Raw genomic sequence first — 20,955 nt, 5'->3', positions numbered from 1 at the left:
CGTCGACACACGGGTTGTCGTCGTCAGGGTTGCACATGCCCGGTGCGGCCCATTTGGCGAACGCCGCATCCAGCAGCGCTGCGAGTTCGGGGTCGGCGCGGCCGCGGATCTCGGTCGTGCCGTCGGCTTGTTGTTTGCCCTTGGTCAGGTAGCTGCGCTTGGCCAGGTCGGCGTCGGACAGCACGCCGTCCTGGTCGAGCAGCAGGGCCAGATGGTCGGCGGCGACGCGCAAGTCTTCTGGCCCGAGCCCGCACGCCAACTCGGCCAGTTGTGCTTCAGCGGCCTCGCGGGTGGCGTAGTCGATGAAGCCGGGCAGCTTCTTGAAGAACCGGCGAATGATCTTCACATGTTCGGCGCCGATGTCACCTTGCCACTGGGCGGCTGCGGTGGTGGGCAGCTCTGGCTCCAGGAGCTCGCCGGTGATCGAGGATCGCGGCCCTAAATCCCTGGCCTCCTTTATCCGGCGGTTCGCTTCGGCCTTGGAGATCCGCAGCAGCGTCGACAACGCCGACGCCACCGACGACTCACCCAAGTCATCGACGGGCACCTGGCCCAACGAGGCAACCATCCGATGGGTCATCGCCGGCAGGCGACGCACAAACGCCTCCCATGCAAACAACGCGGCGGTCTGCTCGGCGGCCGATCCGTCCACCGACTCGGCCAGAAGCGCCTCGAACTCCGCGGTCAACGCCGCGATGCGCTTGGAAACCGCCACCGAACTCATGCTTCGAACACTAGTTCGAACCACCGACATCTTGTCTTGCCACCCCAACCCGCGATCGGCGTGCGGTTGCACATTTACGCGACCGTCATGAAACCCCCATTGGCCAGCGCAAACCCTGCTGGCTGTGGAACCATGACGCATCTGCACGGCGGCTGAAGGAGAGTTCGTATGGCTGACCAAAAGTTGCCGACGTCTGCTGAACAAGCCGAAACGGTGACGCCGGACGCGATCATGCAACTCGGCGTCGCATTCTGGGGCTCCAAGACGCTCCTGAGCGCCGTCGAGCTGAAGGTCTTCCAGCTGCTGTGCGAAACAGGGCCGCAAGGGTGCGACGAACTTCGGGACCGCCTAGGCCTGCACCCCCGTAGTGCCCAGGATTTCTTCGACGCGTTGTTGGCGCTGGGCATGCTCGAGCGTGACGAGGAGGGTCGATACTCCAACACGGCGGCCACCGAGCTCTTCCTTGACCCGGCCAAGCCGTCGTATATCGGTGGCCTACTCGAGATGGCAAACTCTCGGCTGTACCGATTCTGGGGCTCGCTTACCGAAGCACTCCGTACCGGCGAGCCGCAGAGCGAAGCGAAGACCGGAGACGACTTCTTCGCAACGCTGTATGCAGATCCTGAAAAGCTTGCACAATTCGCGGGCGCCATGAGCGGCCTCAGCAGCGCCGCGGGACAAGCGATCGCGGCCAAGTTCCCGTGGAAGGATTACAAGAGCTTCGTTGATATCGGTTGCGCGCAGGGTGCACTGCCGGTAGCGGTTGCGAGTGCGCATGAACACCTGGTCGGAGGCGGCTTCGACCTGCCGCCGATCAGGCCGGTGTTCGACGCATATACCCACCGACACGGTCTCGCCAACCGCCTCACCTTCAACCCGGGGGACTTCTTCGCCGACCCACTGCCGGGCGCCGACGTTCTGATCATGGGCCACATCTTGCACGATTGGGACTTGGAGCAGAAGCGCCTACTTCTGCGAAAGGCATACGATGCACTGCCGAAAGGCGGCGCACTGATCGTCTATGAGGCAATCATCGATGATGAACGGCGGCACAACGTTTTTGGGCTCTTGATGAGCCTCAACATGTTGATCGAGGGGCTGGGCTTCGACTTCACGGGTAAAGACTGTTGCACCTGGATGGCCGAAACGGGCTTCCAGAACAGCTACGTCGAGCACCTCGTCGGACCCGATTCGATGGTCGTCGGCTTCAAATAGATCGGATATCGCCTGCGGGGGAGTCAGGCTAGTCGCCGCCGCGGTCGAGGAGTTCCGACGAGCCGAGCACCCGCTCGATTCGGACCTCGATCACGACCCGTCTGGGATTGACCCGTGGGGTCCGGTAGCGCTGGGCGTAGCGCAGCTCGGCGTCGCGGACCGCCTCCGGGTCGGTGTTGACCGTGGCGCGACCCTCCAGAGACAGCCACCGCGCACCGTCGACCTGGCTGAGCACGGCCACGCCTCGGTGCTCGGCATTGACCGCCTTCTGCGACCCGCCACTGGTGATGACCCTGGCGATGTGCGTCTTCGGATCGAACGTGAATCCGACCGCGACGACGTGCGGAGAATTGTCGGAGCGCAACGTGGTCAACATCGCGAGATGACGCTCGGTCAGGAACGCCAGCGCGTCGTTGGTAAGCCGTGTCGTTGCGTTTGCCATCGGCTCCCAAACTAGCGCAGGACATAATCACAGCCGTGGATGACACGAGCCGGGGACCCGTCGTGATATTCGGTGGCCGCAGCGAGATCGGGATGGAACTCGCGCAGCTGCTGGCGCCGGGCGCGACTGTGGTGCTCGCGGCGCGCAGCCCCGACCGGTTGTCCGAGCAGGTCGCGATGCTCGAGAAGGCGGGCGCGGCCAAGGTCGACGTGCGCCAGTTCGACGCCGACGACTTGACCTCGCACGCCCCGCTGGTGGCCTCGATCACGGCCGACCACGGAGCGATCGGCACCGCGGTGCTGGCATTCGGGGTGCTCGGCGACCAGGCCCGCGCCGAGAGAGACCCCGCGCACGCCGCGGCGGTGCTGCACACCGACTTCGTTGCCCAGGCCAACCTGCTGACCGTGTTGGCCGACACGATGAAGCAAGCAGGGATGGGGGCGATCGTCGTGTTCTCGTCGGTCGCAGGTGTGCGGGTGCGTCGCGCCAACTACGTCTACGGCTCGGCGAAGGCGGGGCTGGACGGGTTCTGCAGCGGCCTCTCCGACGCGCTGCACGGGACGGGCGTCCGGCTGCTGCTCGTGCGGCCCGGATTCGTGATCGGGCGGATGACCGAAGGCATGAAACCGGCGCCCATGTCGAGCACGCCACCGCAGGTTGCCGCCGCCACCGCACGGGCACTGGGCAAAGGCCGTCGGACCGTGTGGATTCCGTGGACGCTGCGGCCGTTCTTCGTCGCGATGCGGCTGCTGCCGCAGTGGATATGGCGGAGGATGCCCAGGTGATCATCGTTATCGGCATCGGAGCCGACGGAATGGCCGGGCTGGCGCCGGCTTCACTGACCGAGTTGCGCAGGGCCACAATCATCTACGGTTCACAACGTCACCTCGATTTGCTCGACGGAAGCGTTGCCGCGGTCAAGCGGCCGTGGCCGTCACCGATGCTGCCCGCGCTGCGCACCATTCTGGAGGACGCCGGGAGCGACGTTCACGTCGTCGCCAGCGGCGACCCGCTCTTGCATGGTGTCGGCGGCAGCCTCATCCGGCTGTACGGCGCCGAGCAGGTGGCTGTGTTGCCGCATGTGTCGTCGGTGACGCTGGCGTGCTCGCGGGTCGGGTGGGCGGTGCAGGACACCGAGGTGATCTCTCTCGTCACGGCCGAACCGCAAGCCGCAGTGCGGCAGGGCGGGCAGGCCGTGGTGATGTCCCGCGACGGGTCAACACCGGCCGAGTTGGCGCGGCTGCTGAGCCGCACCGGGCGCGGTGATTCGGAGATCACGGTGCTCGAGCAACTCGGCGGTCCCACGGAGCGGCGTCGGTCGTCGACGGCGGCGGAGTGGGCGGCACGGCCGCCTGGCGACGTCGATGACCTCAACGTCATCGCCGTTCGCTACCTGCCCGACGGACGGCGGTTCGCAGTGCTGCCCGACGACGCGTTCGCCCACGACGGGCAGATCACCAAACAATCGGTGCGCGCGGTGACGATGGCCGCCCTTGCGCCTCGACCCGGCGAATATCTCTGGGACGTCGGAGCGGGCTCGGGCAGCATTGCGATCGAGTGGTGCCGCAGCGGTGTGGGTTGCCGGGCAGTGGCTTTCGAGCGCGACGAAACGCGTCGCAGCCGCATCATCGACAACGCGATGGCATTCGGAGTCAGGGTCGAGGTGCATTTCGACGCCCCGGAAGCCTTCGATTTCGTCTCACCGCCGTCGGCGATCTTCGTCGGAGGCGGGCTGACCCAGCCCGGCTTGCTCGAGGCGTGTTACGCGCGATTGGCCAAGGGAAAGAGGCTGGTAGCCAACGCCGTCACCATTGAATCGGAAGCCCTTCTCGCGCAGTGGTATTCGCAGAAGGGCGGCGAACTGCGCCGGTATCAGCACTACCGCGGCGAGTCGCTCGGCAAGTTCACCGGCTGGCAGCCGGCGATGCCCGTCACGCAATGGGTGGTCACCAAGGAATGACCGTCTACTTCATCGGCGCGGGACCAGGTGCCGCGGACCTGATCACCGTACGGGGACAGCGGCTGCTGAGCAGTTGCCCCGTCTGCCTCTACGCGGGATCGATCATGCCGGACGACCTGCTGGCGTTGTGTCCGCCGGGCACGAGGGTGGTCGACACCGGCCCGCTGACACTCGACCAGATCATCGACGAGATCGCCGCCGCCGATGCGGCCGGTTTGGATGTCGCGCGCCTGCAGTCGGGCGACCCGTCGCTGTTCAGCGCGCTCGCCGAGCAGTGCAGACGTCTCGACGATCGCGGCGTGGATTACGAAATCGTCCCGGGCGTACCGGCATTCGCGGCCGCTGCGGCGGTACTTGGGCGCGAGCTGACCGTACCGGGCGTCGCGCAGACCGTGACCTTGACGCGGATAGCGACGCTGTCGACGGCGATGCCGCCGGGCGAGGACATCGAGACATTGTCGGCATCCGGCGGGACGCTGGTGCTGCACTTGGCGGCCGCGCAGGTGGATAGCATCGTTCCGCAGTTGCTTGCCGGCGGCTACCGCGCCGAGACACCCTGTGCGGTAGTGGCATTCGCCAGCTGGCCGCAACAGGTGGTGCTGCGGTGCACGCTTGCCGAGCTGGCCGACCAGATGCATGCGGCCGAGATCACCAGGACGGCTGTGATCATCGTCGGCGATGTGCTCGCCGCCGGGGGCTTCGCGGACAGCTACCTGTACTCGTCGGGCAGAGTGCGGCGGGAGCACCACTGATGCGTGTGCTGCTCCTCGGCGGCACGGCGGAGGCGCGACTGCTGGCCGCGCGACTGCATCCGGTCGTCGACGTGATCAGCTCGCTGGCGGGGCGGGTACCTGATCCGGCTCTGCCGGTCGGCGATGTACGCATCGGCGGGTTCGGTGGTGCAGACGGGCTGCGGCGATGGCTGGCCGACTCGCAGGTCGATGCCGTCGTCGACGCCACCCATCCGTTCGCCGCGACGATCACCGCCACCGCCGCCGAGGTGTGCGCCAGCCTGCAGATCCCGCATCTCCTGCTTGCACGCCCCGCCTGGGCGCCCGGCGACGCTATCATCGCCGAGTCCGATAGAGATGCCGCGAAGACAGTGCAAGACAACGGATTCGGGCGGGTGTTCCTGACCACCGGCCGGTCCGGAGTCGCACTGTTCGCAGACGTCGACGCATGGTTTCTGATCCGCGCCGTCACCGCGCCGGACCCGCGGACCCTGCCGCGTCGCCATGTGATGCTGCTGTCACGCGGACCGTACCGCTACGACGACGAGCACGCGCTGCTCGTCGAGCATCGCATCGACTGTCTGGTGACGAAGAACAGCGGCGGTGAGATGACCCGACCGAAGCTGGACGCCGCGGCGGCACTCGGTGTCTCGGTGGTGATGGTGGACCGGCCCGCGCTGCCCATAGGAGTGAACATGGTGACCACCGTCGACGACGCCGTGGACTGGCTCAGTTCGCTTGGTAGGAACTGATCAACTCGAGCGTGTCCAGCTCGCGGATCGCCCTGCAGCCGCGGCTCAACATGGCCATCATCATGTCGTCGCCGCGTTCGGTCGTCGATGCAAACGCGGTGCCGAGGGCCACCAGCAGCGGCACTTGCACAAGCCCGAGACGGTAGTCGCTCCAGCAGGTGTCGAGGTCATAGCTGGTGACGTCGAACCCAAGTAGCTTCCGGTGATACCGCTCGACGAGATCGCGTTCGATTTCCGATCGCACCGAGGGTTCCAGGCTGGTCCCGGTGAAGTAGGCCAGATCGCGCCCGGGCAATCCGATCCCGACTGTCTGCCAATCGACGATCGTAATGCGAGTGCGATCGGGATCGAACAGCATGTTGTCGAGACGGTAGTCGCCGTGCATCAGGGCATACCGCTTCGGCTCGGCCTTCAGCCACGGAGTCACCAGCGACATTGCGGCGACAAGGGTTTCCTGGTCGGCCGGAGCGATCTTCGCGCCGAGGCGGTCGATCACGATGTCGGCCGCCATGCGAGATATGTCGCCGAGCCCCTTGGCGGCGTCGTCGTCGCCCGGCTTCGGCATCACGATGGCAGCCAGGTCCATCCACCGCGGATCGCACCAACTCGGGCCGTGCAGTCCGGCGAGCGCCTCCACTGCGAGCTGCGCCTCTGCGGGCGAACAGCCCGCGATCTGGTCTCCCTGGACTGCGGGCGCCATATCGGCGAGAAGGAGCACGACGTCGGCGCCGTCGTCGGAGATCTCGGTGTGATAGCTATGCGGAACGGGGATCCGCATCTCATCGGCGATCCGCGAATAGAATTCGACCTCCGAGCGGTAGCCGAGGGCCACTCGCTCGCGGACGGCGTCGTCCTGTGCACTCAGTTTGATCGCGAATGACGTTGGTGCACTGGACTGCTCGTCCGAGTACGTCGCCGCCACGCGGTACGTCGCACCCGTCTGGCCGGTGCCGATCGCAGTGACGTCGACGTCGGCAACGTCGGCACCCAATACGGAGCCGAGCCACGCCGGCGTTACATCGTCAGGTCCACGTGGAATGGTCATCGCTGCGGCGACAGTATCAAAGCGTCGGGTAGCGGCGCGGTGTGAAAACCCGATCGTCGTACCACTGGGTCTGCGACGATCCGACGATCAGCAGACACCGCATATCGACCTCAGCGGGGTCGAGGTCGGCCAGCCGCACAACCTTCACGTCTTCGTGCGGACCGGACACATCCCTGCCGATCACCACAGGAGTGCCCGGATCGCGGTGCTCGAGCAGCAGATCTCGCATCGCGCCGACCTGCCAGGTGCGCGTCTTGGACGCGGGGTTGTAGATCGCCAGCACGAGGTCGGATTGTGCTGCGGCGGTGAGTCTTTCGGTGATCACCTGCCACGGCTTGAGTCGATCGGACAGCGAGATCACCGCGTAATCGTGGCCCAATGGCGCCCCGACCCGACTCGCGACGGCCTGCGCGGCGGTCATCGCCGGAATCACCCGGACCGTCACGCCAGGCCACTGCTTGGCCTCTTCCAGGACGGCCGTTGCCATTGCGAAGACGCCTGGGTCGCCGGACGATACGACGGCGACGGCGCGGCCCTCCTCGGCGAGCGTGCACGCCAACCGGGCGCGTGCCGGTTCGTCGGTGTTGTCGCTGGGATGCGTACGTTGTCCGTCGCGCGGCCGGATGCGATCGAGGTACGGGCCGTACCCGATCAGGTCGGTCGCCGCGGCGAGTTCGCGGTGGCTCTGGGGCGTCATCCAATCGATGTCACCCGGCCCGAGACCGACGACGGCGACGCTGCCCGCAGGAGCCTGCCTGGCAGGGGCGCCCGGCAGCATGGCGAGCGAGAAGTACGGCACCTTGTCGCCATCGACCTCGGCTGCCGGCAGCACCCGTTGCTGCGGCGTGCTCGCGCGCTCCACGTAGTACGCCTCGCCGAGCCGACCCGCCGACGAAAGCGCTTCTCGCACAGCGGGATAAGATCTACCCAGTTTCAGAATCACTGCGGCGTCGGTGTCTGCCAACCTGCGCTTGATCTCGTCGACGGGCAGGGTGCCCGGAATTATCGTCAGCACCTCGTCGCCCTGGACTAGGGGAGTGGCGGTGGCCGCAGATGCCGCACTGACCGAGGTCACCCCCGGCACGATCACAGCGTCGAAGCGCTCGGTCAGCCGCGTGTGCATGTGCATGTACGAGCTGTAGAACAGCGGATCGCCCTCGGCGAGTAGCGCGACATCTCGGCCCGCGTCCAGATGGACGGCGATGCGGTCGGCGGCCTCGCGGTAGAAGTCATCGATCGCACCGGCATATCCGCCCGGATGTTCGGTGGTCTCGGTGGTGACCGGGTACACCAGGTGCTCCTCGATCTGGTCACCGCGCAGATAGGGCTCGGCGATGCCGCGCGCGATGCTTCTTCCGTGCCTGGCGCTGTGATAGGCGACGACGTCGGCTTGCGCGATCACCCGGGCGGCCTTGACGGTCACCAGCTCAGGGTCGCCGGGGCCAAGCCCGACTCCCCATAGGGTTCCCCTTCGCGTCTCGTCGGCGTTCATCATTCGGCGCCACTGGCGATCGCGTTGACGGCGGCGGCGGCCATCGCACTACCGCCGCGCCGACCGGTGACCACAAGGTAGGACATGCCGCGCGGTCGGTCGATGAGCTCTTGCTTTGACTGAGCCGACCCGACGAAACCGACCGGGCCGCCGAGTACGGCAGCCGGAGCCGGTGCGCCGTCGTCGACGAGTTCCAGTAGCCGGAACAGAGCAGTCGGTGCGTTGCCGATGGCCAGCACCGCACCGCTCAGCCGGTCGGCCCACAACTGCACGCCCGCGGCTGAGCGGGTGGTGCCCATGTCGGCAGCCAGGTCGGCGGCCCTGGCATCGGCGACCAGCGACACCACCTCGTTGTCGGCGGGCAGCCGTGACCGGGTGATCCCTGCCGCCACCATCGAGGAATCGCACAGCACCGGAGCGCCCGCGGCGAGTGCGGCATGCGCCTTGGCGACCACGTCCTCGCTGTAGGCGACGTGGTCGGCGATGTCGACCTGACCGCATGTATGGATCAACCGCACGACCACGCGGCCGACGTCGTCGGGGAATCGGGACAGATCGGCTTCGGCCCGAATCGTCGCGAACGACTGCCGGTAGATCTCGGCAGCGTCGCGGATGTAGTCGAGCACCCGCTCACCCTACGGGGACGCTGTGCGCAGCACGTATCCCTCTCCGGTGGCGATCAGCACATCGGCTGCCGCCGGGCTGCCGCAGGCCCGTTCGCATCCCACGAAATGCCGGTGCGTCGTGCTGTGGTCGCCGACGGCGCGCGCCGCGTCCGCACGAACATCGGCCACGGAGTGTTCGCACCCCGGGCTGCCCGTGCAGGCGCTCACATCCAGCCACGGCGAACCCTCGTCGAACACCAGGCCGAACGGAGCGAGCACGCGTAGCGCGGTGTCCGCGACGCCCTCGTCGAGGTCGCAGACCAGTACCGAGCGCCAAGGCGTGATGACCATCGGGGCGTCGATGGCCGCCAGGTATTCGGCGACGCGCGCCTGCAGCACACCAAGCGGTGCGCCTGCACCGAGCGCGATCCGGCCGTCGTCCTGGCCGATCCAGCCGACCGGCGGCCTGCCGGCAGGAGGCCAGGTCGCCCCGGGCTCGGCGGACCGGGCAAGACCGTCGATCAGCGCAGAGGGGTCCGCGAGCTCTGCCACGCGCCACGCGTCGCCCCGAATCTCGAGGAAGCGCTGCGCGACCGAGACCAGCGCGGGCACGACGTCCGCCGGGGTGAATCGAACGCCCGTGTCGCGGCCGGCCAGCAGGAGGGCGACGGAGTCACCGGTCACCTGCACCCCCGCGTCGGCGGCAAGGCCGGACACATCACCGCGGCCGTCGTCGATGCTGAACCAGAACCGGCCGGGCAGCGCGGCGAGGTCGGGCGCGGCGCAGATCGCGGTGTCGAGCCGCCGCACCCACTCCCGCACGTCGGCGCTGCCGCCCACCCGACCGGAGAGGGGGGAGGCGACAATGTTGCGCACCCGCTCGTGCGTCGGCGACGGCAGCAGTCCTGCATTGGCGACCGCGTCGGCGAGCGAGGTGGCTGCCTCGTCATCGCGGATGCCGCGGATCTGGATGTTGCCCCGCGAGGTCAACTCCATCGCCGGGGAGCCGAACCGGCTGGCCGCATGCGTCAGCGCCTGAAGCTGGCGCGGCTCAATCATCCCGCCGGGCAGCCGGACACGAGCGAGCGCGCCGTCGGCTGCCGAGTGCATCTGCAAGGCGCCGGGGCATTCGTCCTGGTCACGGGTCCGAGCCACCACATTCACGGTACCCGTAGCCGCGACGAAGTCGAATTGGAGTAGTGAACTACGCGTGCGTCAATAGGCCGCGGAATTTAGTTTTCAAACATCAGGGAGCCCGCGGCAGTAGAGCACGGGACGTTGGGGCGGTTGGAGTACCGAAATGACCACGTTGGACACCACGGCTGGCACGCCGAACCAGACACCGACAATCGAAAGCACGCCGGCGCCGATCGTCGAGAAGTCCACCGACACGACTGCGCTGATCACCGAACAGCAGGTGCTGTTCGCGTCGGCGGCGGCGCTGGCACCCGCAGTTGTGCCTGCGCGACATCGGAACGTCGCCTACGAGTTCGCCACGTCGGTGCGTGCGCTGTTTGCGCGGCCCGAGAAGGTGCGAGCACCACGGCACCACCCGCAGCGGTTCAGTTATCTGGAGCAGTCCGCCATGTCGCGGGAAATGGACCGGCTCTAGTCGCGCTGACCCGTCAGCTGGCCAGCGGTATCGGATCCACCACATCTGAGTAGTGCGAGGCGTCGCCTTCGACTACGCGGCTGGTCTTGCCGTCGACAGCCACCGGGATATCACCGGCGAGCGTCACCCGGCTGAGCATGCGGAACTGGTCGTCGTAGTCCGCGACGGCATAGTGCTGGGTGGCGCGGTTGTCCCAGATCGCCAGATCGCCTGGCTGCCAGTCCCAGCGAATAGTGTTCTCCAACTTGGTGATTCGAGACTGCAGCAAGTTGAACAGCGCGGCGGACTCGCCGGAACCGAGCCCGACGAACCGCTTGACGAAATGACCGAGCAGCAGCACGCGCCTGCCGGTTTCGGGGTGGATGCGCACCACCGGGTGCTCTGTCTCGTAGTAGTCGGAGACGAACTCGTCGCGGTACTGGCGTTCCTCGGCGGTGGCGGCTTCCCGAGGCGAGGCGTAGTCGTACTGGTTGGTGTGCACAGCCCAGAGGTTCTCGGCCAGAACGCGAAGGGGTGCGGGCAATTGGTCGTACGCCGCCTCCGTCGAGGCCCAGGTCGTCGTCCCGCCGTAAGCGGGCAGCGTGACGGCGCGCAGCAGCGAGGCCTTGGGAATCCGGTCGACGAACGTGACATCGGTGTGCCAGCTGTTGGCCTTGTCGTAGCGCGAATCGATGGGCAACAGCCGGGCTCCGCGCGACGTCACCGTCGGGTGCGCAATTGTTGGCGTGCCCAGCCTGCGCGCGAACGCCAGCTGACCGTCATCGTCGAGGTCGTGCTGTCCGCGGAAGAAGATCACCTTGTGCTCGAGCAGTGCCGTATTGATCTGCGCTGCGGTGGAACTGTCGAGGCGTCCAGCAAGGCGGATGCCGTCGATACGGGCACCGATGTTGGCTCCGAGTTTGACCACGTGCATCCGCCCAAGCTGGACCCTGACGCGGTCGCGCGCCAGGGTTCTACGCAGCGGGAGCAGAACCCGACGTGACGGTTGTCACATACTTGACCTGGTAGTTCCGTCAACCACACGGTGGTGGTTTATCGCCGGTTTCGTCGTACGGTTCTCGCAGTTGCACTTGTGTGTAACAAGGAACGGAAGGACCAACGATGTATTCCTTGATCGTTTTCGGTGCTGTTCTCGTCGTCCTGGTCGCCGCGACCGGACTGCCATATCCGCAGACCTGGCACGGCCGCTTCGGCGACTGACCACCGCCTGCGCTAAGAATGGTGGGTGCAAGCGCCCACCGTTCTTTTGCTGTCGACCTCCGACACCGACCTGATCACCGCCCGCGCCAGCGGAGCGCACTACCGGTGGGCCAACCCGTCGCGGCTCGTCGACGGTGAGCTCAACGAGCAACTCGAGGGCGCCGACCTGGTCGTGGTGCGGATTCTCGGCGGCTACCGGTCCTGGCAGGACGGCATCGACACCGTTGTCGGAAGCGGCGTGCCGACCGTGGTGGTCAGTGGCGAGCAGGCACCTGACGCAGACCTGATGAGCTATTCGACCGTCCCGGCCGGCGTGGCCCTGCAGGCGCACGTGTATCTCGCCCAGGGCGGCGTGGTGAACCTTCACCAGCTGCACGCATTCCTGTGCGACACCGTGCTGATGACCGGGTTCGGTTTCGCACCCCCTGCGGCCGTCCCGAATTGGGGTGTCCTGCAACGTCAGTCGATGAGCCACGACGGCCCGACGATCGCGGTGCTCTTTTACCGGGCGCAGCAGCTGGCGGGCAACACCGCTTATGTCGAAGCGCTTTGCAGCGCAATCGAAGAGGCGGGAGGGCGCGCACTACCGGTGTACTGCGCCTCGCTGCGCACCGCCGAGCCCGATATGCTCGAGTTGCTGAAATCCGCCGACGCGATGGTGACCACCGTGCTGGCCGCGGGCGGCGCGGTTCCCGCCACCGTCACAGCGGGTGGCAGCGACGACGCCTGGAATGTGGCACACCTTGCAGCGCTGGACATTCCGATACTGCAGGGTCTGTGCCTGACCAGCTCGAGGTCACAATGGCACGACAACGACGACGGTATGAGCCCGCTCGACGTCGCAACCCAGGTGGCCGTGCCGGAGTTCGACGGCCGCATCATCACTGTCCCGTTCTCCTTCAAGGAGATTGACGACGAGGGTCTGATCGCCTACGTCGCCGACCCCGAACGCTGCGCCAGGGTGGCGGGTCTCGCGGTGCGCCATGCGCGACTGCGCGCCGTCGCACCGAAGGACAAGCGTGTCGCGGTGGTGTTCTCGGCATACCCGACCAAACACGCCCGGATCGGCAACGCGGTCGGCTTGGACACCCCGGCGAGTGCGGTCGCACTGTTGCGCGCCATGCGCGACGCAGGCTACCGGATAGGTGACGTCCCCGGCGTCGCCGCACAGGACGGCGACGCGTTGATCCACGCGCTGATCGAGCGCGGTGGTCAGGACCCGGACTGGCTCACCGAGGAACACTTGACGGGCAATCCGATTCGACTGTCTGCCAAGGACTACCGCACCTGGTTCGCGACGCTGCCCGCCGAGCTCACCGAGGGTGTCGAAAAGCACTGGGGACCGCCGCCGGGCGACCTGTTCGTCGACCGCTCGACAGATCCGGACGGCGAGATCGTCATAGCCGCGATGCAGGAAGACAACGTCGTCCTGATGGTGCAGCCGCCGCGGGGTTTCGGGGAGAACCCCGTCGCGATCTACCACGATCCAGACCTGCCGCCAAGCCATCACTATCTGGCGGCGTACCACTGGCTGGACAGTGGATTCCGCGCCGACGCGGTCGTGCATCTCGGTAAGCACGGCAACCTGGAGTGGCTGCCCGGCAAGACGCTCGGCATGTCCGCGGCGTGCGGGTCCGACGCGGCGCTCGGCAGCCTTCCGCTGATCTACCCGTTCCTCGTCAACGACCCGGGCGAAGGCACCCAGGCCAAGCGGCGCGCGCACGCCACACTGGTCGACCACCTCATCCCGCCGATGGCCCGCGCCGAAAGTTACGGGGACATCGCGCGGTTGGAGCAGCTGCTCGATGAGCACGCCAACATCGCCGCGCTCGACCCCGGCAAGCTGCCCGCGATCCGCCAGCAGATTTGGACGCTGATGCGCGCCGCCGAAATGGACCACGATCTCGGCCTGGCCGAACGTCCCGAGGACGACTCGTTCGACGACATGCTGCTGCACGTCGACGGCTGGTTGTGCGAGATCAAGGACGTGCAGATCCGCGACGGGCTTCACATCCTCGGTCAGGCGCCGTCCGATGAGCCCGAGCTCGACCTGGTGCTGGCGATCCTGCGGGCGCGACAGCTGTTCGGCGGTGAGCAGACGGTGCCGGGGCTGCGGCAGGCGCTCGGTCTCGCCGAGGACGGCACCGACGAACGGGGCGCGGTCGACGACGCCGAAACCCGTGCCCGCGCACTGCTTGCCGAGTTACAGCGGGCCGGCTGGGACGCGGCGGCGGTCGAGCGCTTGACCGATGACGGTGACGTCGCGGCCATCCTGCGGTTCGCGTGCACCGAGGTGGTGCCCCGGCTTGCGGGCACCGCGGGAGAAATCGATCAGATCCTGCGGGCCCTGGACGGCAGGTTCATCGCCGCTGGCCCCTCCGGCTCCCCGCTGCGGGGACTGGTCAACGTGTTGCCCACCGGGCGCAATTTCTACTCCGTCGACCCGAAGGCCGTGCCGTCGCGGCTAGCCTGGGAGACCGGCAGCGCGATGGCCGAGTCGCTGCTTGCGCGCTACCGCGCCGACCACGGCAGCTGGCCACGGTCGGTCGGCCTTTCGGTGTGGGGCACGTCGGCGATGCGGACGTCGGGCGATGACATCGCCGAAGTGCTTGCGCTGCTGGGGGTTCGGCCCGTGTGGGACGATGCATCCCGCCGCGTCATCGACCTGGAGACGATCGCGCTGGCCGAACTCGACAGGCCGCGTATCGACGTCACTGTGCGGATCTCCGGCTTCTTCCGGGACGCCTTTCCGCACGTCGTCACCATGCTCGATGACGCGGTGGCGCTCGTCGCGAACCTCGACGAGCCTGCCGATGCGAACTACGTGCGCGCGCACACGGACGCCGACATCGCCGAGCACGGTGACCGGCGTCGCGCCACCACAAGGGTTTTCGGCTCGAAACCAGGCACCTACGGCGCGGGGCTGCTGCAGTTGATCGACAGCCGCAACTGGCGCGACGACGCCGATCTCGCCGAGGTGTACACGGCCTGGGGCGGGTTCGCATACGGACGCGGTCTCGACGGGGCGCCGGCCGCCGACGACATGAGCCGGCAGTACCGCCGCATCGCGGTGGCCGCCAAGAACACCGACACCCGCGAGCACGACATCGCGGACTCCGACGACTACTTCCAGTACCACGGCGGAATGGTGGCCACCGTTCGCGCGCTCACGGGCAAGGCCCCCGCCGCTTACATCGGCGACAACACCCGGCCGGACGCCGTGCGTACCCGCACGTTGTCGGAGGAGACGACGCGGGTCTTCCGCGCCAGGGTGGTCAATCCGCGCTGGATGACCGCGATGCGTCGGCACGGCTACAAGGGCGCATTCGAAATGGCGGCGACCGTCGACTACCTGTTCGGCTATGACGCCACCGCAGGGGTGATGGCCGACTGGATGTACGAACGGCTCACCGAGGCTTATGTGCTCGACGACGAAAACCGCAAATTCATGGCCGAGTCCAATCCGTGGGCGCTGCACGGCATGGCCGAGCGCCTGCTCGAGGCGGCGGACCGGGGCATGTGGGCACAGCCGGAGGCCGACACCCTCAACGGTCTGCGGCACGTGCTGCTGGAAACCGAAGGCGACCTCGAGGGCTGAATCCCGCTAAGTTGGCTGACGTGCCTGTCACCTTCGCCGACGTCGCGAAAAGCGAATACATCCTGCTGACCACCTTCACCAAGGACGGCCGACCCAAGCCGACAGCGATCTGGGCAGCACCCGACGGGGACGGCCTCGTGGTGATCACGCAGGAGAAGTCGTGGAAGGTCAAGCGAATCCGGAACACCGCCCGGGTGACCATCGCGAAATGCGACCGAAGCGGAAACCCCAAGGGTGAGGCGGTCGAGGCCGTTGCGCGCATCCTCGACAAATCCGCCAACGGCGCCACCTATGATGCCATCGGCAAGCGGTACGGCCTGCTCGGCAGGACCTTCAACCTGTTCTCGAAGCTGCGCGGCGGGATGAAGAACAACGTTTCGATCGAGCTGAAACCGGTGAACTGATCGGCATGGCCCCGAGTTTCACAGACGTTTACGACGAGAAGTATCTGCTGCTGACGACCTTCACCAAGGACGGAAGATCCAAGCCGACCACGGTGTGGGGGGTGCCCGAGGGCGACAAGCTGCTGATCATCACCGACGACGGGTCCTGGAAGACCAAGCGGATCAACAACACCCCGCGCGTGACCATCCAGAAGGCCGGTGCGCTCGGCAAGGTCAAGGGTGAGCCGGTAGAGGCCGTCGCGCGCATCCTGCCCGAATCCGAGACGCGGGAAGTCTTCGCGAAGGTCACCAAGCGCTACTGGTGGCATGCGTGGTGGTGGGTTCCGCAGGCGATCTTCCGCGGCGGCGTCGATAAGGTGCACGCGGCCATCGAAGTCACCGCACCCGCCTAGGGTTCGAGACGGACAGGAACCCTGGCGCCCCGCGGAGCGTTGGCACATCATGGCGATGCGGCTGTTCCTGATCTATCTGGTCGTCGAACTGGCGGTCGTTGTGGCCCTGATCTCGACGATCGGCTTCGGCTGGACCGTGCTGGCGCTTCTCGGTGCATCCATCGCGGGGTTCGTCCTGGCCGGCTCGCAGGTCAAGAGGCATATCCGTCGACTGAAGTCCGGAATCACCACCCCGCAGGGTGCCGTCACCGACAGCGCCCTCGTCGCGTTGGGCACCGTGCTGGTCTTCATCCCGGGGCTGGTCACCACGGCTGCCGGCCTGCTGCTGTTGATACCACCGACCCGCGCCGTCGCCCGCCCGGTGCTGACGGCAATGGCCGCCCGCCGGATGCCGCTGATCACCGTCGCGGGCACCGCTGCGGGCCGCAGGGGAGCCGGACGCGGGGACTATATCGAGGGTGAGGTCATCGATGTCGTCGACAGTGACGTCGACGGTGACATCGTCGACGTCGTGGACATCGAACCCCCGGCGTTGCCTCCCAAGCGCGACTGAGTTGACCACTCTGCTTCTCGGCGGCCGGATTCACAGTCCGGCCATGCCGGACGCCACCGCGATGGCCGTCCGCGATGGCGTCGTTGCCTGGCTCGGCAGCGACGACATCGGCCTCGCTCAATTCCCCGACGCCGCCGTCATCGATCTCGACGGCGCGTTCGTCGCACCTGCTTTCGTCGACTGCCACATGCATGTCACCGCCACCGGCCTCATGCTCTCGGGCCTCGATCTGCGAGCCGCCTCCTCGATGCGGCACTGCCTTGCGCTCGTCGCCGAGTTCACCCAGGCCCACCCCGACGGCCTCGTCTGGGGGCACGGCTGGGACGAGTCGGGCTGGCCGGAAGCGACGCCGCCGAGCACCGATGACCTGGACGCCGTGGCCGGTGACCAGCCTGTCTACCTGGCGCGCGTCGACGTCCATTCCGCGGCGGCGTCCTCGGCGCTTCGGCGGCTGACGCCAGGCCTGCCTGCCGCGCGGGGCTTCGACCCGCAGCGCCCGCTGACCGCGGACGCCCACCACATGGTCCGCGCAGCCGCCCGTGACCGGCTGACACCCGATCAGCGGGCCCGCGCCCGTGCCGCCACCCTTGACCTGGCGGCGGCCAACGGGATCGTCGCCGTCCACGAATGCGCTGGTCCCGACATCGGTGGCCTCGACGACTGGCAGGAACTGCGCCGAACCAACCACGGCGTCGAGATCGTCGGGTACTGGGGTGAAGCGGTCGCCGATCGAGTCCAGGCGCAGTCCCTCATCGAGATGACCGGCGCCCGTGGGCTTGCGGGCGATCTGTTCGTCGACGGCGCCCTCGGATCGCGCACGGCCTGGCTTCGCGAGCCCTACACCGACGCCCCGGACCGCTGCGGCAACACCTATCTCGATCCGGACGCCATCACCGCGCACCTGCGCGCCTGCACCCAAGCCGGAATCCCGGCAGGCTTCCACGTGATCGGAGACGCCGCGGTCGGCGCCGTCGTCGACGCCCTGGCGAACGTGGCCGACCGGCTCGGCACCCAGGCCGTCGCCCGATGCGGGCACCGGCTCGAACACCTCGAAATGGTCACCCCCGAGCAATCGGCACGGCTGGGCGAATGGGGCGTCATCGCCAGCGTGCAACCGAACTTCGATGCGCTGTGGGGAGGTGAAGTCGGGATGTACGCACAGCGCCTCGGCCGGGACAGAGCCCTCCGGATGAATCCGCTGGCGCTGTTAGCATCCCAAGGCGTGCCACTCGCCTTCGGTTCTGATTCGCCGGTCACGGCCATGAATCCATGGGCGACCGTCCGCGCCGCAACCCGGCACCAGACACCGACGAGTTCGGTGTCGATGCGGGCGGCCTTCTCGGCGGCGACGCGTGGCGCATGGCGCGCGGGCGGGGTGCGCGACGGTGTCACCGGGACGCTCGTGCCGGGCGCGCCCGCGTCATACGCGGTGTGGCAGACCGACCAGCTTGAGGTCAGCGCCCCCGGCGACGCGGTGGCACGCTGGTCGACCGACCCGCGGTCGCGGGTACCCGCGCTGCCCCGACTCGGCCCCGACGACCGGCTGCCCCACTGCGTTCAGACGGTTCACCGGGGTGCCGTCATCCATGGCTAGGCGATTGCGCGACTGGGGTCGCGCCGACGACGACACCGACTCCCTACCGGTGCTGACCGCCGATCAGGTCGACGAGCACGCCTCCGATGATGAAACCGGTCCCGGCGTCGCGGGTGCCCGCGACGAAGAGGCCGCCCCGGTCGACGACGACGAGGCGACGCCGGCTGTCACGACCGCCACCGAGCGGGAAGTGCCCGCATGGGTCAAGCGGTTCGGCGACGCGGTGGTGGCCCGGCTGCCGCGGCTGTCCGCCGTCATCCTCGGCGGGATGGCGCTCTGCCTCAGCTTCCCGCCGTTCGGCTGGTGGTATGCGGGGATCGTCGCGTTCGCACTGTTGGCTTGGGTGCTGACGCGGGATGCCACCACACTCGTCGGCGGATTCGGCTACGGCTTTCTTTTCGGGGCGGCGTTCAACATTCCGCTGCTGCCGTGGACCGGCGTCATGGTCGGGCTCCTGCCGTGGCTCGCACTTGCGCTGCTGCAGGCGGTGTTCCCCGCGCTGTTCGGGCCGGCGGCCGTCTTCGTGGCGCGCAGGTTGACCGGGTGGCCGATCTGGTTCGCCGGTCTCTGGGCGCTGACCGAGTGGGCGAAGTCGACGGTGCCGTTCGGCGGATTCCCCTGGGGTGTCGTCGGTTTCGGCCAAACCGATGGTCCGCTGCTGCCACTGGCCCAGATCGGCGGAGCGCCGCTGGTTTCGTTCGCGGCCACCCTGCTCGGATTCGGCCTTGCCGCATTGGTCGTCGAGATCTTCACCTGGTGGCGACGCGGCGGCGACGGCCCACACACCAATGCGCGGCCCGCGGTCGTGCTGCCCGGTGCATGCATCAGCCTCGTGCTGATCGCCGCCGCGGCGATCTCGCCCGCGGTCCGGCAATCAGGTGCCGGCGCAGCCGACGAGCCGTCGGTCAACGTCGCAGCCGTTCAGGGAAACGTGCCTCAGCTCGGGCTGGATTTCAACGCTCAACGCAGGGCCGTGCTCGACAACCATGTTCGGGAGACGATGCGGCTGTCGGAGGATGTGCGGGCCGGCCGGGCGCCGCAGCCGTTGTTCGTCGTGTGGCCGGAGAACTCATCAGACATCGACCCGCTCGCCAACCAGGACGCCGCCGACCAGATCGCGGTCGCCGTCGACGCGATCAGGGCGCCGATTCTCGTCGGCGGTGTGCTGGCCGCGCCCGGGTACACCCGCGACAACCCGGTATCGACCAACTCGGTCATCGTGTGGAATCGCGAAACCGGCCCCGGCGACCGGCACGACAAGCAAATCGTCCAGCCGTTCGGTGAGTATCTGCCGTGGCGGAGCTTCTTCGAACACTTCTCGTCATACGCCGATCGGGCCGGATATTTCGTGCCCGGCACCGGTACCGGCGTCGTCGATGCGGCGGGCGTGCCGATCGGCGTGTCTACCTGTTGGGAGGTCATCTTCGACCGGTCGCCGCGGGAGTCGGTGCGAAACGGTGCTCAGGTGCTGACCGTGCCGTCCAACAACGCCACCTTCAACGAGTCGATGAGCACCCAGCAGCTCGCGTTCGGCAGGCTGCGGGCCGTCGAGCACAACCGTTTCGTCATCGTTGCGGGCACCACCGGGATCAGCGCGATCATTGCGCCCGACGGTCGTGTGCTTGCCCGCACCGAGTTCTTCGAACCCGCTTACCTCGACATGCCGATCCGGCTCAAGACGCAGCTCACCGCGGCGACACGATGGGGTCCGCTTGTGCAGGGCCTGCTGGTCGCCGTCGGGGTCGGGGCTCTGATCGTCGCGATGATGCAGAATGGAAGGTTCGTGCGTCTTCGCCGGCCGGTGACCGACGCCAGCGGCAGAGCCACACCGTCCGACCAGGACGGCACCGAAAGAGGAAGCACATGAGCGGCCCTGGGCCAGCAGAACGCCCGAGTCAGCGCACTCTGGTCATCATCCCCACCTACAACGAGCGGGAGAACCTGCCGCTGATCGTCGCCCGTGTGCACGACGCCCAGCCCGAGGTGCACATCCTCGTCGTCGACGACGGAAGCCCCGACGGCACCGGTGAGCTGGCCGACGATCTGGCGATGGCCGACCCGGACCGGGTGCACGTGATGCACCGCGCGAGCAAGGATGGGCTCGGAGCGGCATACCTGGCGGGCTTCGCCTGGGGACTGGGGCGCGAATACTCTGTGCTGGTCGAGATGGACGCCGACGGCAGTCACGCGCCCGAGGAGCTTCACCGCCTGCTCGACGCGGTTGGCGGGGGCGCCGATCTGGTCATCGGATCGCGCTATGTGCCGGGCGGCGCCATCCGGAACTGGCCGCGCCGCCGGTTCGCCCTGTCCAAGACCGCCAACACCTACGCGCGGGTGCTGCTCGGCGTCGGCGTACGCGACATCACCGCGGGTTATCGCGCGTATCGGCGCGAGGTGCTCGAAAAGATCGACCTGGCCGCCGTGGACTCGAAGGGGTACTGCTTCCAGATCGACCTGACCTGGCGCGCCATCAACAACGGGTTCGTCGTCGTCGAGGTACCGATCACCTTCAGCGAGCGCGAGCTCGGTGTCTCGAAGATGAGCGGGTCAAACATCCGCGAGGCGATGCTCAAAGTTGCGGAGTGGGGCGTCCGCGGACGCCTCGATCGCGCCCGCGGCGTGGTGCGCTAGCAGCC

20 protein-coding genes are annotated in these 20,955 nt (G+C 67.5%); 13 read left to right on the top strand and 7 right to left on the bottom strand.

Annotation, left to right across the window (positions count from 1 at the left end):
• A partial coding sequence (locus tag QOJ24_RS23750; RefSeq protein WP_526265759.1) for a DUF222 domain-containing protein occupies nucleotides 1-724 on the bottom strand: 724 nt, incomplete at its 3' end.
• 168 nt (nucleotides 725-892) lie between these two features.
• Between QOJ24_RS23750 and QOJ24_RS23745 the strand changes: the two genes are divergently transcribed.
• Complete coding sequence (locus QOJ24_RS23745; protein ID WP_526265757.1) at nucleotides 893-1,939, top strand: methyltransferase; 1,047 nt, start codon at nucleotides 893-895, stop codon at nucleotides 1,937-1,939.
• Between the two features lie 28 nt (nucleotides 1,940-1,967).
• Here QOJ24_RS23745 and QOJ24_RS23740 read toward each other — a convergent pair whose 3' ends face one another.
• Nucleotides 1,968-2,381 (bottom strand): F420-dependent biliverdin reductase, encoded by a 414-nt coding sequence (locus QOJ24_RS23740; RefSeq protein ID WP_526265755.1) that lies wholly within the window; start codon nucleotides 2,379-2,381, stop codon nucleotides 1,968-1,970.
• 35 nt (nucleotides 2,382-2,416) lie between these two features.
• Between QOJ24_RS23740 and QOJ24_RS23735 the strand changes: the two genes are divergently transcribed.
• Genes QOJ24_RS23735 through QOJ24_RS23720 form a run of 4 tightly spaced genes read left to right on the top strand, consistent with a single transcriptional unit; the run spans nucleotide 2,417 to nucleotide 5,824 of the window.
• Entirely contained in the window at nucleotides 2,417-3,166 is a 750-nt protein-coding gene (locus QOJ24_RS23735) for an SDR family NAD(P)-dependent oxidoreductase (protein ID WP_526265753.1), read from the top strand.
• Nucleotides 3,163-4,341 (top strand): precorrin-6y C5,15-methyltransferase (decarboxylating) subunit CbiE, encoded by a 1,179-nt coding sequence (gene cbiE, locus QOJ24_RS23730; RefSeq protein WP_526265751.1) that lies wholly within the window; start codon nucleotides 3,163-3,165, stop codon nucleotides 4,339-4,341. The genes QOJ24_RS23735 and cbiE overlap by 4 nt, the downstream gene beginning before the upstream one ends.
• Complete coding sequence (cobM, locus tag QOJ24_RS23725; RefSeq protein ID WP_526265749.1) at nucleotides 4,338-5,093, top strand: precorrin-4 C(11)-methyltransferase; 756 nt, start codon at nucleotides 4,338-4,340, stop codon at nucleotides 5,091-5,093. The genes cbiE and cobM overlap by 4 nt, the downstream gene beginning before the upstream one ends.
• Nucleotides 5,093-5,824, top strand: a complete 732-nt coding sequence (locus QOJ24_RS23720; protein ID WP_526265747.1) for a cobalt-precorrin-6A reductase — start codon at nucleotides 5,093-5,095, stop codon at nucleotides 5,822-5,824. Before cobM ends, QOJ24_RS23720 begins: the two co-directional genes overlap by 1 nt.
• Here the strand turns inward: QOJ24_RS23720 and QOJ24_RS23715 are convergent.
• The 4 genes from QOJ24_RS23715 to cobG are packed head-to-tail and all read right to left on the bottom strand — an operon-like array spanning nucleotide 5,802 to nucleotide 10,121.
• Entirely contained in the window at nucleotides 5,802-6,869 is a 1,068-nt protein-coding gene (locus QOJ24_RS23715) for a phosphotransferase family protein (RefSeq protein WP_526265745.1), read from the bottom strand. The genes QOJ24_RS23720 and QOJ24_RS23715 overlap by 23 nt on opposite strands.
• 16 nt (nucleotides 6,870-6,885) lie before the next feature.
• Nucleotides 6,886-8,361 carry a precorrin-2 C(20)-methyltransferase gene (locus tag QOJ24_RS23710; RefSeq protein WP_526265765.1) on the bottom strand — a complete coding sequence of 492 codons (1,476 nt, stop codon included), beginning with the start codon at nucleotides 8,359-8,361 and terminating at the stop codon, nucleotides 6,886-6,888.
• Nucleotides 8,361-8,987 (bottom strand): precorrin-8X methylmutase, encoded by a 627-nt coding sequence (locus QOJ24_RS23705; RefSeq protein ID WP_526265743.1) that lies wholly within the window; start codon nucleotides 8,985-8,987, stop codon nucleotides 8,361-8,363. Before QOJ24_RS23705 ends, QOJ24_RS23710 begins: the two co-directional genes overlap by 1 nt.
• 9 nt (nucleotides 8,988-8,996) lie before the next feature.
• Complete coding sequence (gene cobG / locus QOJ24_RS23700; protein WP_526265741.1) at nucleotides 8,997-10,121, bottom strand: precorrin-3B synthase; 1,125 nt, start codon at nucleotides 10,119-10,121, stop codon at nucleotides 8,997-8,999.
• A 145-nt stretch (nucleotides 10,122-10,266) separates the two neighbouring features.
• Between cobG and QOJ24_RS23695 the strand changes: the two genes are divergently transcribed.
• Nucleotides 10,267-10,578: a hypothetical protein gene (locus QOJ24_RS23695; RefSeq protein WP_526265739.1), complete on the top strand. Its 312-nt coding sequence runs from the start codon at nucleotides 10,267-10,269 to the stop codon at nucleotides 10,576-10,578.
• Nucleotides 10,579-10,591: 13 nt separating this feature from the next.
• Here the strand turns inward: QOJ24_RS23695 and QOJ24_RS23690 are convergent, their stop codons facing one another.
• Nucleotides 10,592-11,491: a TauD/TfdA dioxygenase family protein gene (locus QOJ24_RS23690; protein ID WP_526265737.1), complete on the bottom strand. Its 900-nt coding sequence runs from the start codon at nucleotides 11,489-11,491 to the stop codon at nucleotides 10,592-10,594.
• 312 nt (nucleotides 11,492-11,803) lie between these two features.
• Between QOJ24_RS23690 and cobN the strand changes: the two genes are divergently transcribed.
• The 7 genes from cobN to QOJ24_RS23655 are packed head-to-tail and all read left to right on the top strand — an operon-like array spanning nucleotide 11,804 to nucleotide 20,950.
• Nucleotides 11,804-15,376: a cobaltochelatase subunit CobN gene (cobN, locus tag QOJ24_RS23685; protein ID WP_526265735.1), complete on the top strand. Its 3,573-nt coding sequence runs from the start codon at nucleotides 11,804-11,806 to the stop codon at nucleotides 15,374-15,376.
• Nucleotides 15,377-15,396: 20 nt separating this feature from the next.
• Nucleotides 15,397-15,780, top strand: a complete 384-nt coding sequence (locus tag QOJ24_RS23680; protein ID WP_526265733.1) for a PPOX class F420-dependent oxidoreductase — start codon at nucleotides 15,397-15,399, stop codon at nucleotides 15,778-15,780.
• A gap of 5 nt (nucleotides 15,781-15,785) precedes the next feature.
• Nucleotides 15,786-16,172: a PPOX class F420-dependent oxidoreductase gene (locus QOJ24_RS23675; protein WP_526265731.1), complete on the top strand. Its 387-nt coding sequence runs from the start codon at nucleotides 15,786-15,788 to the stop codon at nucleotides 16,170-16,172.
• A gap of 49 nt (nucleotides 16,173-16,221) precedes the next feature.
• On the top strand, nucleotides 16,222-16,725 hold the full coding sequence (locus QOJ24_RS23670) for an FxsA family protein (RefSeq protein WP_526265729.1): 504 nt from the start codon (nucleotides 16,222-16,224) through the stop codon (nucleotides 16,723-16,725).
• Between the two features lies 1 nt (nucleotide 16,726).
• The gene (locus QOJ24_RS23665) at nucleotides 16,727-18,319 is read left to right on the top strand and encodes an amidohydrolase (protein ID WP_526265727.1); all 1,593 of its coding nucleotides are present in this window, start codon (nucleotides 16,727-16,729) and stop codon (nucleotides 18,317-18,319) included.
• On the top strand, nucleotides 18,312-20,186 hold the full coding sequence (lnt, locus tag QOJ24_RS23660; protein WP_526265725.1) for an apolipoprotein N-acyltransferase: 1,875 nt from the start codon (nucleotides 18,312-18,314) through the stop codon (nucleotides 20,184-20,186). Before QOJ24_RS23665 ends, lnt begins: the two co-directional genes overlap by 8 nt.
• Entirely contained in the window at nucleotides 20,183-20,950 is a 768-nt protein-coding gene (locus tag QOJ24_RS23655; protein ID WP_526265723.1) for a polyprenol monophosphomannose synthase, read from the top strand. The genes lnt and QOJ24_RS23655 overlap by 4 nt, the downstream gene beginning before the upstream one ends.
• Nucleotides 20,951-20,955: the final 5 nt, after the last annotated feature.

Source organism: Mycobacterium sp. (genome assembly GCF_032159775.1).
In the GTDB taxonomy this organism is placed as follows: Bacteria; Actinomycetota; Actinomycetes; order Mycobacteriales; family Mycobacteriaceae; genus Mycobacterium.
This window is presented reverse-complemented; position numbering and strand designations above follow the sequence as displayed.